Below are 13,119 nucleotides of genomic sequence, written 5' to 3' on the forward strand. Positions count from 1 at the left end.
ATGAAGGGCGCAGGCTAGGACCGGTTTCGCAATTGCACCAGCGCAGAATTTTGGGGGTGTCTGCCCATATGAAGGAGAGGAGGCGCAAAGCGGCGAAAACCCGCTCGCCCGCGCCTCCTCTACCGTGGTCTTGGTTAGCTGACGGTCGCCTTGACGATCTTGCCCGGCTCGCGCGGCGGTTCGCCCTTGGGCAGTGCATCGATGTGCTCCATGCCGCTCTCGACCTGGCCCCAAACGGTGTACTGGCCGTCGAGGAAGTGGGCATCGTCGAAGCAGATGAAGAACTGGCTGTTGGCGCTGTCCGGCACCTGCGTGCGGGCCATCGAGCAAGTGCCGCGCACGTGCGGTTCGGCGTTGAATTCGGCCTTCAGGTCGGGCTTGTCGCTGCCGCCCATGCCGGTGCCGGTCGGATCGCCGCCCTGCGCCATGAAGCCGGGGATCACGCGGTGGAAGACCACGCCGTCGTAGAAGCCTTCGCCGGCCAGCGTCGTGATGCGCTCCACATGGCCCGGTGCAAGGTCGGGGCGCAGCTTGATGACGACGTCGCCGCCTTCTCCATTGCCGGTATCGAGGGTGAAGGTCAGTTTGTCTGCCATCTGGCTGGTCTCCTGTGAGTTGGTTGCCGCCTACATAGGCGCTCGCCCGCCGATGTCACCCTCTGCTTGCAATCGACGCACGGGTGCCTAGACGGGGCAGCATGGCGGAGGACGAACGGCCCCTCGACGAAGACGACGTGATGCTGGCCGAAACGCCGGACGAAGGCGCGCGCCCGGACGACCGTATCGACGACGAACGCATGGACGAGGAGAACACGCTCAAGCGCGAGTTCGTCCAGGCGGTCGAGGATGCGCTCGAAGCGGGCGACGAAAGCGAGGTCTACGATCTCGTCGAACCGCTCCACCCTGCCGACGTGGCCGACCTTCTCGAACTGCTCGAGAAGGACGAGCGTACCCAGCTCGCCTCGGCCATCACCGACCTCATGACCTCCGACGTCGTTGCCGAGCTCAACGACTACGTCCGCGAGGAGATGATGGAGGCCCTGCCCGCTGATGCGGTGGCGCAGATTGCCGAACAGCTGGAAACCGACGACGCCGTCCAGCTGATCGAGGATCTCGACGAGGAGGACCAGCGCGCAGTCCTCGCCGAACTCGATCCCGAAGACCGGATCGCGATCCAGACCGCCCTCTCCTATCCCGAGGAGACCGCAGGGCGCCTGATGAGCCGCGAATTCGTGGCCGTGCCCGAACACATCACGGTCGGCGGCCTGATCGACTTCCTGCGTGACCAGCACGACCTGCCGGAGGACTTCTTCGAGGTCTTCGTGGTCGACCAGCGCCATCACCCGGTCGGCACCTGCCAGCTTTCGTGGATCCTGCGCACACCGCGCAACATCGCGCTGTCCGACGTCATGAAGCGCGACCAGACACTGGTTCCGGCCATGCTCGACCAGGAAGAGGTCGCGCTGATGTTCCAGAAGTACGGCCTCATCAGCGCCGCCGTGGTGGATGAGGACGGGCGCCTCGTCGGCCAGATGACGGTCGACGACGTGGTCCACATCATCTCCGAAGAAGCGGGCGAAGACGCCCTGCTCATGTCGGGTGCCGGCGAAGGCGACATCAACGAACCGATCCGCGAGGCGTACTCCGCCCGCGTGCGCTGGCTGGTCGCCAACCTCGGCACGGCGCTCATCGCCAGCCTCATCATCGCGCTGTTCGGCGCCGCGATCGAGCAGCTTGTCGCGCTCGCCGTGCTCATGCCGATCGTTGCCAGCATCGGCGGTAATGCTGGTACGCAGACCATGGCGGTGACCGTGCGCGCTATCGCCATGAACCAGCTCACGAGGTCCAACACGGGCCGCATCCTTGCGCGCGAGATGCGCGTCGCGCTGCTCAACGGGGCGACCATCGCGGTGCTGGTGGGCGCGGCCACCGCGGCCATCTTCAGCCCCCTGCTGGGCGGAGTGATCGCGCTGGCGATGATCATCAACGTGGTCACCGCAGGGCTGGCCGGCGTGCTCGTCCCGGTGGCGTTCGAAAGGCTCGACCAGGACCCCGCGGTCGCATCCAGCGTGTTCGTGACGATGATCACCGATTCGATGGGCTTCTTCGCCTTCCTCGGCCTCGCGGTCGTGCTCGGGGTGGTCTGAAGCCCTACAGGGTGGAACACTTGGAACACGGTCTAGGGAGAAAAAATCCCGGGGCGTTGGGATGTGCGCAAAGCGGCGGAAATGCTCGGCTCGAAGAGCGATGGCTGGATGCATCCGGCAAGCCTGCCCCGTCTCTCCGCAAGTAGGAAAGCTGTTTCGGGAGCCAAGCCGGTTGAGGAACCTGCCCAGCCCTCTATCTAGGAAGCCATGCCGCTCAACCTGACCAAGATCGCCTTCGGCGCGCAAAGCTATGCCGATATCGAAAGCTGGTATGCCCAGCGGCGCAGCCCGAACCTGACGACGCGCTATCGCCCGACGAAGTGGGAACAGTGCATCGGCGGCTCGCTCTACTGGATCCACCAGCACAGCATCGTCGCCCGCAGCGAGATTACCGGCTTTTCCGAGACGCGCGACGGGCGCTGGTCGATCGACCTCAAGCCCGAACTCATCCGCGTCCACCCCCGCCCCAAGCGCGCCCACCAGGGCTGGCGCTATCTCAAGGGCGAACCCCCGCGCGACCTCGCGGAAGGCGAGGACATCGGCGACGCGCTACCCGGGAAGCTTGCCGGCAAGCTGGAGCGGCTAGGGCTGATCTGAACAGCGTGCGACTTGCAACCAGACGACGGATGTCAAAGCGGCGATCAGGAGCCAGCCAAGATCCGTGCCTTCATCTCCTCGAACTCCTCTTGGGAAAGCACTCCGCGATCGCGCAAGTCGGCAAGCCGCTCGAGTTCGGCAAGCGTTGTATCCTCGGATGGCGCCTGCGCAGTCCCTGCAACAGTGGTGCGGGTCGGGCCGCTTTCACTTTTTGGCTGCGGCAGTCCGAAAGTTGCTAGCTGCATCTTGCCCGCGCGAAGATATTCGACCTCAAACTGCTCGGCTTCGGCCACCTTCTCCGTTGCCACGTACAGCGAACCGCGCGAAGCAACCGGAACACCACCGATGCACGTGATAACGTCGCCTGCGGAAAGCCCCGCAGCCTCGGCAGGACCGCCATCGGCTACCTGCGCAACCTTGAGCCCTTTCACTGCCGGATCGTCCATGCCCAACAGGACGCCAAGCGAGGCGCGCCGCGTCGGAAGCGGCAGCGGCTTCGACGGGTCGATCTTCACGTCGTCATCCTTGCCGCTCGTCCCGCCCCCGAGAATTCCCAGCGCCGCCCCGGTCGTCCCGCCGAGATAGGCACCAGCCACTCCGCCCGCGATGGTGCGGAGGAGGCCACCACCGCCGCCGGTCTTGCCGGCCCTCGCCCGGATGTAACGGATGTTCTGGTCATCTTGCGAAGCGGTGAGGAAGTCGCCCCATCCCGTATCGCGGAAGGCACGGATCGCGTTCTCCTTCCCCGCATCCATGGCATAATTGGCTGCGAGGAGCAGTTGCTCCTCCCGCGTGAGGACAGCGTAATCATCGTCGTTGAGGTGCTGGTGGACGCCGTTTTCCAGCATGGCACGCACGATACCATATTCGTTTTCGTAGATCGCGAACTGTAGCGGCGACATGACATTGGCATCGTCGAACATCGATGCTTCCCAGGCCGACAGCCGGTCTGGCGTCAGCACTAGCGCAAAAGCGGCGGCCTCGCTCTTCATCAGCGCGCAGCGGATCGGTCCCATGTGGGTTCGATGAGACAACTCATCCAACTGGAGCCCGTCGTCCAGCAGGGCCTGCAGAAGATCCACACGGCCTTTGCAGCCCATTTGGCGGAAATCCTTGTATTCATCCTCTACATAGGCGTTCACGTCGCCGCCGAAGTCCTGCGCGATGATCTGCCGCATTTCCGAGACGTCGTCGGGCATTGCCTGCGCGGCATTGGTGGCGAGTAACGAAGCCGCAAGGGCGATGAATGCTTTTCCGATCCTGTTCATGGGCATTTTGTGTCGCAAAAAGCGGCCAGAGATCAAGGGCAGGCCCACGAAATGTCCTGGGCCGGGGCATTACGCGCCAAGCGGGACGGCGAAGGATTGCTCGGAAATCCCGGACAGTTCAATCGCACTGCCTGATGGTCAGGTCGCGGGTGACGATCGAGCTTTGCGGGTCGATCACGATGGCCTCGCCGTCCAGTTCGCACAGGCCGAGGCGCGATATCTGGTCGGGATCGATGGCCAGCGTGTAGCGGCCGGGTTGCACGCGTTCGAAGAAGAAGTAGCCGTCGACCTCGGTCTTGGCGAAGGAAATGACCTCGCCCTTGGGGTTCAGCAGGCGCAGGCGCACGCCGGACACGCCGCGGCCCTGGGCATCGGCGAAGCGCGCTGTGCCTTCCACTTCCGAAAGAGCGACGATCGGGAAATCGATGGCCTGGATCGTGCCTGGGCGCGGCACGATCTCGATGCCCTTGCGCTTCGGGGCAAGGTCGATATCGGGCAGCGTGGTCGGGTCCATCTGGACGGTCACCGCCCTCCCGACGCCGAGGCCCGAAAGCTGCGCCACGCCCTGGTCATCCGTGGTGCCGGTGCGGTTGAAGGAGATGAAGTCGACGCCTTCCACCGGCTCGTCCGGCGGGCCGTATACTCCGTCGCCGTCGAGATCGCGGAAGGCGCGCAGGCTCGCCCCGCCCGACGCTGCAAGGCCGGGCCGCGCCATGAACACGCGCCCGCGCAAGGGATCGCGCCCGAGGCTGTAGCCGAGCCGTAGGCCGACGAAATGGCTCTTGTCGACGAACGAGTAACTGGCATCGAACGCCAGCGTGAAAGTGTCGAACTCGCGCGCGGCCGACAGGCCGAAGGCAGGTTGCCCGGGCTTGAAGAAATAGCCCGCCGAGCCGCGGATCGACGTGCGCTCGTCCAGCCGGTGGTCGAGTTCGAGCGAGGCGTTGAGCAGGTCCACCTCGGGCAGGACCGAATAGCCCAGCGACAATCGCCCGCGCGTGTCCGAACGGCTGAGCGTGGCAAGGTCGAAATTGCCGAACAGCTGGTCGAACACCGCGATCCCGCCGCCGCTGGTGCGTGAGTAATCGAGCGTGTTGGAGAACAACAGCCCCCCGGTGCGCGCCGATGCCCGCGCCCCGGCAGAGAAGGTATTGCGCCCGTCGATGCCTTCGTAATTGCGGATGCGCGCGCTGATCGGGACTGTGATGCCGGACCCTTCGCCGCCAAGGTTGAACGCGGTGTTGAAATCGAGTTCGGTCGCGCGGCGCAGGAACTGGTTGCCCAGCCCCAGCGTCTCGTCCGGGAATTCGCCGCTATATTCCATGTGGCTGAGGGTTACGCTCGACCGGCCGAACCGGCCGCCCACGCCGCCTCCGAACGCGTAGGACCCGCCATCGGCCACGCCCGCATCGACCTTCACCGCCAGCCCCGCAAGCCCCGTGCGCAGCCCTGTGGTCGCCAGCCAGCGGTCCTCGCCCTCGTCCTCGAACCACGCGGCTCCTGCCAGCGCAGTAAGGCCGGAGGTGACCCCGTAGGAGAGCTGTGCGCTGCTGCGCCAGTCGCCGAAACCGACCGGCTCGACATAGTTCGGCGGCCTGACACCCAGCAGGTTCCGGTGCCGCTGCGCCGCATCGAAACTGTAGACCAGCTTGCCTTCGGGCAGGCGTCCGTCGCCCACGCTGATCCGCTCCACCACCTCGCTGCGCTGGCCCTGCGGACCGAAGAACACGAAGCGGAAAACGTTGAGGCCGAAATCGACCGGGATCTGCAGGAATTCGTACTGGCCGTTGACCGCATCGCGGGTCGAGCCGACGAGGATGTCGTTGCGGTACAGCTCGACCTCGTAGCCGTCGGGCAGGATGCCGCGCAGGTCCACCCGGTCGAACACCGATCCGACCTGCGACGGCGCATTGGTGATCATGGCCCCGCGCCCGGCCACGCTGCGCAGTCCGATAGCCATGGAAGCGGAGTTGATATCGCCAGCCGAGAAGGCCGTTGCTTCCAGCGGCCCGAGCAGTCGGGAGTCGGGATCGACCCGCCCGACCTTGAACAGCGATGCGGTGGGGCCGTTCTTCGTGTCCCCACTGAAATAGCCTTCCGCCGACAGGTACCCGAGATCGCCCGCGACGTAGAAATCACCTTCGGCGCGGGTGCCGAACGTGCTGTCCGAGACGGCGCGCAGTTCCACGTCCGCGGTCGGGATCGAGAGCGGGCGATAGGGCGCCACGACCCGCTCGAAATCGTCCCTGGACGAGCCGCCGTTTGCAGCTTCCAGCTTCGCGCGGCGGACCATCCGGTCCAGCCGTTCCTCGAACGGGAATTTCTCCAGCGTGGTGATCAGGACCGATTGCGTCCTCAGGTCCGCCTTGACCGTCAGCGGGAACAGCGCCTCGTACTGGTCGGCACGCAGGTAGAGTTCGCCGTCAAAAGGCGCGGCCAGCACGCCGTCGGTCTTGATGGTCTTGCCGCCTGCCTCGATCGTGCCCGAGCGCAGGTCGATCGTCAGCGCACGGCTCTCATCGAGGATCCAGCCCTGCGCGTAGCGCCCCTCGTCGGTCACCGAGATTGCAAGATCGAGGATACGCACGATCGGCCCGAGCGGCAGGTACAGGCCGCCGCGCGTGCCATAGGCGATGATCGTATCGGTTTCGGACGCGCCGTTGACCCGCACCTCCAGGATTAGCTCGTCCTGGTATGAGATGAGCGGTCCGTCGCCCGCGATCGCGCCGCGCAGTCCCGGAGCGGAAGTCAGCTCGACCCCCGCTGGCTGCGCAGGCGTGGACGCGGACGCGGCATTCCCGCGCTTGATCAGGCCCGACGTCAGCGATGCATAGGAAGCAGGCGCTTCTGCCGCCTCGACAGGGCTCCGCACGGGCGGCGAAGGCGAAGCGACAAAGCTGGCCGGAGCGACCGGTCCGGCCGGCTGTGAAGCCGACGTCGTCCCGGCTGCGGGTGGTGCCACGCGGTCGGTGGGCGGCGCGAAGGACAGCCGCTCGTATTCGGGGACCTGTTCAGCCGTGGCGGCGGTCTGCGGCGGAGGTGCGAGAGGAGTGGCTTTTGCTGCTACCGGTGCCAGTTCCTCCGCCGGTGCAGGAGCCACCGCAATCAGTTCGCCCGCTTCAGGCGAGGCGGTCCCTGGCTCGGCTTGCGGCGGCGGCGGTGCGAGAGGTGCCGGAGCGGCTGGTGGGGCCTCAACGGCAAGCAGTTCCTCGCTCGGGTAGGAGGCCGCCCCTTCGTCGCGTTCGGCAAGTTCCTGCGCCCCGACCTGCCCGTCCGAGTGCTGCTCGGGAACCGGCGCTTGCTGGGGGGCCGCGACCTCGGGGTCAGCCGCTGGTAGAGCTGCATCGGTCTCGGGCCTGAAGGTGACGGATGGCTCTTCCGGCAGTTCGGTCCCGAATGATTCGACGAATTCTCCCGTCAGCCCATCGGACGTTGTCGGTACCGGTTGGTCGTCCAACGGAACAGGGGCGAGCGGAGCGGCGAGGGGCTCGTCTTCCAGGCTCGCTGGCGCCGTAGCGGCCAACACCTCGCCGCTGGCAGCGTTGTCGGTGTCGGCTGGCTCCGGCGCGGCGGCAAGCACAGGTGCCGGCTCCGCCTGCTGGTCCACTTGGTCCGGCCCTGTCCCGAACGCGGGAACAGGCAGATCCTCCGCCACCGCTTCGGCCAGGGCGGGAGGAGCCGTATCGTCCGAAACGACAGGTTGGGTGCCGGGAGCAGGCTCTTGCGACACTTCCGCAGGCAGCTGGCCTGCGCCGGCCTTCGGCAGCAGTGGCGTATAGGCGGGCGGGCGCTTCTTCGCTGCTTCTTCGAGCGATGCCTGGGCGAGTACCGGAACATCGCTGCCCGAGCCGGACAGCCGCGCTTTCGGGCGTATCTTGCGGGCAGGCGACCCCGCTTTCGACGAAGCCGGATCGTCCGTGCCGAAGCTGGGCGTGGGCAGTGGACGGCGCAAACTGACCGAGGGGCCTGACTCCTGCGGATCGAACCGTTTGGGCGCGGGTATCTTGGTCCGCTGCGTCTTGTCGCCGGGAGCAAGGCCATACCCGACGGCAGCGGTAATCAATATCGCGGTGCCAGCACCGCCGACGATTTTCCGCCTGCTCACGGCACCACGAAATCGAGCTCGGCTAGCTTGGAGCCGGGCGAGAAGTCATCGTCGACGAATTCGATCCGCAGTCTTGCACCCGGAGCGGTCAGGCGGCGGTCGGCTTCGGGATCGATCGGCACGATGACCTGCCGACTGTCGACTTCGGGATAGACGCCGACCCCCTTGGCAATCGCGATCGGGTCCGATGATCCTGCCGCTTTCACGGTAATGTCGCCGAAAGCGGAGCGCGTGCCCGAGCGGTTGAGCGTGAAGGCTACCGCTTGCGTCCCGTCGCGCGCGGTCAGCACGCGGGCATTGGAAATGCCAACATTGAGCGTGGTTTCGCCGATGCGGACGATGATCGGGATGGCGATGCCGAACCGCGGACGGATGGTCACGCCGATACCGTCGGGATTGTCGCCCGCAGTAGCTTGGTCGATGCTGAACCCGTCCGCCTCGGGCACCGAGGTGACCGTGAAGTGGGAGCGGTATTCGCCGTCCGGAAGTTCTGCCGGAGCGCGCGCCATGACGCGGATGATCTGCGATTCCGAGCCGCGCAGGGTCACGCGGCGCGGCGAGTAGCGCAGCATTTCGCTGGCTGTCTTCACCCGTGCCCGGCTGGCGGGGTCGAGGTCATTGTCGAAGGCGAGCAACTGGCCATCGGGCGTCATGGCCATGTCGACGATCGTGATCTCGTAATCGCCCGGATTGACCGCCTTGTTGTAGAGGCCGACCGTCTCGATCGACCGGCGGCCGTTGATTACCACTCGCTTGGGAAACAGGTTGACGTCACCTACGCCGCCTACCGATCCTGCCGGCGGCGGAGGCGCGGCCTGCGGCGCGGCGCTCTGACCGGTAGCGGGGCCTGAAACAGCGAATGCAAGGGACACAGCTGCGCCGAATGCGGCGGTGCGCATCCCGCGAAAAGCTTTCGACCCTGAAATCATGATATTTTCCCTGCCTGTAGCGACTACGCGCTCTTCCAGACAGCCTTAGACATTCGACATTTACAGATAAAGAACGGTTACGTCGAAAGTCCCCGAATATGTTCCGACCTGCTGGTTGGCATTCACGTTGAGCCGGCCGCCGATGTAAAGGTCGAAACTGCCAGACGCGTCGAGCCGTGCGAAACCGGCCGTGCGGTTGTCACGGAAACGGTCGACCCTCATCGTCGCCGTGCCGTTCGAAATATCGATCCTGTTCGGCGTGAAAACGATAAAGCGGCGGTTGCGTTCACCCAGGACGGTGAAGCGGGCCGGTCCCCTGCCTGTCGGGAAGGCGGTAAGGTCCAGGTTTCCCGTGACCGTGCCATCAGGCGCAACCTCGACGATGCCGGCCGTGGCGGGACGCGCAAGCGACCCGAAACGCAGATCCGAGATGGGCGTGATGGAAATCGGCTCCACCACCCGGGCATTCGATGATCCCGAGACGGTAGAGCTGTTGCTCGCCTGCGCCGCCAATGGCGTGGCGAAGGTACCCGTCACCAGGGCCAGAATTCCCGCAAACAGTGCTTTTGAGAATGGCTGGCCCATGGGACGATGCCTGTCGGCAATGGCCGCCGGGCTACGGATGCAGCCCGGCGATCATTGCATCGATCAGTTGTAGGTCACCGTTGCGCCGTACGAACCGGTGTAGCTGCCAGCTGCCTGGCCGCTGCCCACGGTGAGCGTGCCACCGACGGAAAACTGGGTCGAACCGCCAGCGCCGAGGTTGCCAGAGTTGCTGGCCAGCGAAGTCGTGAAGGTCATCGAGTTGGTGCCCGAGGTAACCGAGCCGCCCGTGACCACGATCGCAAAGCCGCGGTTGGCTTCACCGGTGACGGTGAAGGAGTCGGCCGCGTTGGTGCTGCCCGCAATCAGGATAACGTCGCCGGTCTTCGAACCTGCGCCTGCGGGCGTGACAACTACCGTACCGCCCGTACCGGCAGTCATCGTGCCGAAGTCGAGCGCACTACCGCTGTCGTGGGTGATGGCGATGGGAGCAACGATCCGCGCATTCGCGGTACCGTTGGCGCTGGCAGTGTCGCCCGGTGCGGCGGCTGCCGGCACTGCGAAAACGGCGCTGGTCATGGCTGCCGCAAGAACGATCTTTTTCATTTGGTGTCCCCTGAATTCGAACAATAGCGCGACCAGCTATTGCCGGTGCTGATCTAGGGGATACTACGTAGGCTTTAAGGAAGTATTACCGTCTCGAAACCGCATGATTACGGGGTTTTACGCAGCAGCTTAACCCCGCATCAATCATAAAAAACCACCATCTGGAGGTCGGCGCGATAGGTTCCGACCGGACTTCCGGCTGCAACCTGCAAGGTTCCGCCTACGCGAAAGCGGTCCTGCCCTGCCTCGTCCAGCACGCCGCGCATGGCCTCGCCGGCGGAATTCTCGACCGCGACCGCGATATCGGCAACCGGCAGTCCTGTTCCCTTGTCGGTGTGGAACGCAGTGACGCTGGCAGGCGCCTCGATACGGTAGGTGCGCCCTTCCTCCCCGCTGACGAGAAACAGCGCGGCCGACGCTGCGCAAACCGCAGACGAGGGGCAGGCATTGCCCAGGGCCCCGCTGTAGGAGACAGCCCCCGTCGCGGGATCGACCTTGATGGCGCCCGATTGCCCCTGCCGGACGGCCAGCGTGCCGAATTGCAGCGGATCGATCTGGCGTACGGTCAGTGGCTCTACAATCGAGGCATGCGCCAGGCCGCTCACGCTGGCACTGTCGCCCTCCGCCATTGCAGGCGAAGCCAATGCCGCAGCGGCAAGCCCGAGGGCCTTAATTGACCGAGACAAGGACGGCATCGACGAAAATCGGAATCTCGACGAGGCCGCCGCCGAATGCCCTGTCGACATCGATGCGTCCTCCGAGGTTGAAGCTACGCGAGCAGACGCGCTGCACGCAATTAGGTATCTCTACGCGGATCACCTGGCCGGGCTGGACCATGCCGTAACCCTGCAGATCGATCTGGTAGCGCGACAGTCGCGCGGTCAGTCCGCCCTGCGCGAAAGTGGCAGGCGCTGCGAACACCAGCTCGATCACGAGGTCCATGCGCCGCCGGCCGTTGTTGCCGCGATCGTATTGCACCACGAACTGCGCCGGCCCCACCCCGCTCTGGTCGAGGGCGAAAATGCCGCCGCTCGTCACGCCGCCGGACGGGGAGATTTCGCGATAGCCCGAAGTGGGGACCGCGAAGGTGCCGAAGCGCAGGCCGGGCCCGTTGATGACCGACAGCTGCGGCTTGTCGCCTGCGGCCGGTACCGACCACGCGCCCAGTGCCAGCGCGCAGGCGGCAGCTATGCGGCCCGGCAGCTTCACGGGCGCACCCGGCACTTGCGGGCGAGGAGGCAAGTCTGGATGCGGTGCTCCGGGCTCATGCGAAGATGGTTAGCATAGTCTTTCAGTGGATTGCACGTGCCGAAACGCGCCTTCCTGAACGCGCGGCCACGGCGGGACAGCGATTTTCGCAAGTGTTAACGCGCCGCGCGGTCAGGCAGCCGCGGTCTTCTCAGCCACCCGGCGCAGCGCATTCGCATAGGCTTCGGGCGGCTGGGCCCCGGGCACCATGAACCGGCCTTCGAGGATCATCGCGGGAACGCCGGAAATGTTCATGTCCCATGCCGCGCGTTCTTCGGCGCGGGTCTTGCGAGCGACTTCCTCGTTATCGAGCGCGGCTGCGGCAGCCTCGCGGTCGATACCCACGCTTTCGGCAACGTCGAGCAGGACCTCGCGCTCCCCGATGCGGCGGCGCTCGTTGAAGTGCGCCTTGAACAACGCAAGTTTGAGCTGCGTCTGCTTCTCGGGGCCAAGCGTCTCGCCTGCCCAGGTCAGCAGCCGGTGCGCGGCGAAGGTGTTCCACATCATCGCCTCGGGCGCGGGTTCCTCGCCCTCGTAATCGAGCGATACGCGTGCCGCCTCGGCAGCTGCGCGCATCTGACCCTGTACGGCCTTCGACTGTTCGATGGTGCGGCCGTACTTGCGGGCGATATGCGCCGTGCGCTCCTCCCCCTCCTCGGCCATGTCGGGGTTGAGCTCGAAAGCGTGCCAGCGCACCTCCGCCTCGATCTCGCCTTCCAGGGCCTCCAGCGCCTGCGAAAGATTTCCCCAGCCGACGAGGCACCAGGGGCACATCACGTCGGACCAGATGTCGATAGTCATCTTCCGGGGCTGGGTCATCGCGAAATCCACCACTGCATGAGATGATGCGCAATAGCATGGGGCGGCGGCGCGACGAAGGGGCCCTCGCCCTTGAGCGCTGCCGACACCTCTTCGCGCGTGAACCAGATGATCTCGGCCATCTCGGTCTCGTCGATGGTCAGCGCATCGTCGTCGGCATGGGCATGGCAGCCGATCATCAGCTGGCTCGGGAACGGCCATGGCTGGCTGGCGATGTAGCTGACGTCGCGCACACGCACGCCGCTTTCTTCCAGCACCTCGCGCGCGACGCCTTCCTCGATGCTTTCGCCCGGTTCGACGAAGCCTGCGAGCGCGGAAAAGCGTCCCTCCGGCCAGCCGAGGCCGCGGCCCAGCATCAGCCGCCCCTCGTGCTCGACCAGCATGATCGTGACCGGATCGGTGCGCGGGAAGTGGCTTGCCCCGCAGGCGGTGCAGTCACGCTGCCAGCCGCCCTTGGCAATCTTCGTGTCGCCGCCGCACTGGGCGCAGAAGCGGTGGCGCGCGTGCCAGTCGACGATGCTGCGCGCCCCGCCATAGAGCGCCAGATCGTCGGGCTGGAGCGTCGCCATGAGCGACCACAGCGCCGGGTTGGCCATGCGGGGGGAGGCATCGCCGCGCGGGGGAACCGCAGCAAAGCACGCCTTGCCCTCATCGAGGCCGAGGAACACCAGTTCGGCATCTTCCGCCGCATCTGCCAGCGTGCCCCACATGAGGCGGCCATCGTCGCCGACCGAGGGCATCAGCCCGTCGAGCGCCAGCAGCCGCGCCTTCCAGTTCATGTAACCGGCCAGCCGCTCGGGATCGGCGCGCACATGGTCGGCGCGAGCGAGACGCGAGCCGGTGAAGGACAGCATGGGT

At 65.7% G+C, this 13,119-nt stretch carries 12 protein-coding genes; 2 read left to right on the forward strand and 10 right to left on the reverse strand.

The genetic code is table 11. From position 1 onward, the window contains the following. Positions 1–134 precede the first annotated feature (134 nt). Positions 135–596 carry a peptidylprolyl isomerase gene (locus tag LCL94_RS02440; RefSeq protein WP_160607580.1) on the reverse strand — a complete coding sequence of 154 codons (462 nt, stop codon included), beginning with the start codon at positions 594–596 and terminating at the stop codon, positions 135–137. A 101-nt stretch (positions 597–697) separates the two neighbouring features. Here LCL94_RS02440 and mgtE point away from each other — a divergent pair, with 101 nt between their 5' ends. Both mgtE and LCL94_RS02450 read left to right on the forward strand, forming a co-directional pair. Continuing rightward, positions 698–2,146 (forward strand): magnesium transporter, encoded by a 1,449-nt coding sequence (gene mgtE, locus LCL94_RS02445; protein ID WP_224830834.1) that lies wholly within the window; start codon positions 698–700, stop codon positions 2,144–2,146. Positions 2,147–2,353: 207 nt separating this feature from the next. Further along, a complete protein-coding gene (locus LCL94_RS02450; RefSeq protein WP_224830835.1) occupies positions 2,354–2,743 on the forward strand; it encodes a DUF1489 family protein in 390 nt (129 codons plus the stop codon). A 44-nt stretch (positions 2,744–2,787) separates the two neighbouring features. Here LCL94_RS02450 and LCL94_RS02455 read toward each other — a convergent pair whose 3' ends face one another. From LCL94_RS02455 to nudC, 9 genes are all read right to left on the reverse strand, one after another. After that, complete coding sequence (locus LCL94_RS02455) at positions 2,788–4,011, reverse strand: PDZ domain-containing protein (RefSeq protein WP_224830836.1); 1,224 nt, start codon at positions 4,009–4,011, stop codon at positions 2,788–2,790. A 118-nt stretch (positions 4,012–4,129) separates the two neighbouring features. After that, the gene (locus LCL94_RS02460; protein WP_224830837.1) at positions 4,130–8,116 is read right to left on the reverse strand and encodes a carboxypeptidase-like regulatory domain-containing protein; all 3,987 of its coding nucleotides are present in this window, start codon (positions 8,114–8,116) and stop codon (positions 4,130–4,132) included. Beyond that, on the reverse strand, positions 8,113–8,988 hold the full coding sequence (locus LCL94_RS02465; protein ID WP_224830838.1) for a hypothetical protein: 876 nt from the start codon (positions 8,986–8,988) through the stop codon (positions 8,113–8,115). Before LCL94_RS02465 ends, LCL94_RS02460 begins: the two co-directional genes overlap by 4 nt. A gap of 117 nt (positions 8,989–9,105) precedes the next feature. Beyond that, entirely contained in the window at positions 9,106–9,630 is a 525-nt protein-coding gene (locus tag LCL94_RS02470; protein ID WP_224830839.1) for a DUF4402 domain-containing protein, read from the reverse strand. 63 nt (positions 9,631–9,693) lie between these two features. Continuing rightward, positions 9,694–10,194 carry a DUF4402 domain-containing protein gene (locus LCL94_RS02475; protein WP_224830840.1) on the reverse strand — a complete coding sequence of 167 codons (501 nt, stop codon included), beginning with the start codon at positions 10,192–10,194 and terminating at the stop codon, positions 9,694–9,696. 140 nt (positions 10,195–10,334) lie between these two features. Continuing rightward, the gene (locus LCL94_RS02480) at positions 10,335–10,823 is read right to left on the reverse strand and encodes a DUF4402 domain-containing protein (protein ID WP_224830841.1); all 489 of its coding nucleotides are present in this window, start codon (positions 10,821–10,823) and stop codon (positions 10,335–10,337) included. A 40-nt stretch (positions 10,824–10,863) separates the two neighbouring features. Further along, positions 10,864–11,418, reverse strand: a complete 555-nt coding sequence (locus LCL94_RS02485) for a DUF4402 domain-containing protein (protein WP_224830842.1) — start codon at positions 11,416–11,418, stop codon at positions 10,864–10,866. Between the two features lie 156 nt (positions 11,419–11,574). Next, positions 11,575–12,261 (reverse strand): DsbA family oxidoreductase, encoded by a 687-nt coding sequence (locus tag LCL94_RS02490; RefSeq protein ID WP_224830843.1) that lies wholly within the window; start codon positions 12,259–12,261, stop codon positions 11,575–11,577. Continuing rightward, on the reverse strand, positions 12,258–13,115 hold the full coding sequence (gene nudC / locus LCL94_RS02495) for an NAD(+) diphosphatase (RefSeq protein ID WP_224830844.1): 858 nt from the start codon (positions 13,113–13,115) through the stop codon (positions 12,258–12,260). The genes LCL94_RS02490 and nudC overlap by 4 nt, the downstream gene beginning before the upstream one ends. Positions 13,116–13,119: the final 4 nt, after the last annotated feature.

The organism is Qipengyuania gaetbuli, from assembly GCF_020171365.1.
Lineage (GTDB): Bacteria > Pseudomonadota > Alphaproteobacteria > Sphingomonadales > Sphingomonadaceae > Qipengyuania > Qipengyuania gaetbuli_B.

What these genes read in the sequence shown, in the direction of transcription:
- LCL94_RS02470 (WP_224830839.1), bottom strand. Translation starts at nt 9,630, where the DNA reads ATGGGCCAGCCATTCTCAAAAGCACTGTTTGCGGGAATTCTGGCCCTG.
- nudC (WP_224830844.1), bottom strand. Translation starts at nt 13,115, where the DNA reads ATGCTGTCCTTCACCGGCTCGCGTCTCGCTCGCGCCGACCATGTGCGC.
- mgtE (WP_224830834.1), top strand. Translation starts at nt 698, where the DNA reads ATGGCGGAGGACGAACGGCCCCTCGACGAAGACGACGTGATGCTGGCC.
- LCL94_RS02455 (WP_224830836.1), bottom strand. Translation starts at nt 4,011, where the DNA reads ATGAACAGGATCGGAAAAGCATTCATCGCCCTTGCGGCTTCGTTACTC.
- LCL94_RS02475 (WP_224830840.1), bottom strand. Translation starts at nt 10,194, where the DNA reads ATGAAAAAGATCGTTCTTGCGGCAGCCATGACCAGCGCCGTTTTCGCA.
- LCL94_RS02480 (WP_224830841.1), bottom strand. Translation starts at nt 10,823, where the DNA reads ATGGCGGAGGGCGACAGTGCCAGCGTGAGCGGCCTGGCGCATGCCTCG.
- LCL94_RS02450 (WP_224830835.1), top strand. Translation starts at nt 2,354, where the DNA reads ATGCCGCTCAACCTGACCAAGATCGCCTTCGGCGCGCAAAGCTATGCC.
- LCL94_RS02440 (WP_160607580.1), bottom strand. Translation starts at nt 596, where the DNA reads ATGGCAGACAAACTGACCTTCACCCTCGATACCGGCAATGGAGAAGGC.
- LCL94_RS02490 (WP_224830843.1), bottom strand. Translation starts at nt 12,261, where the DNA reads ATGACCCAGCCCCGGAAGATGACTATCGACATCTGGTCCGACGTGATG.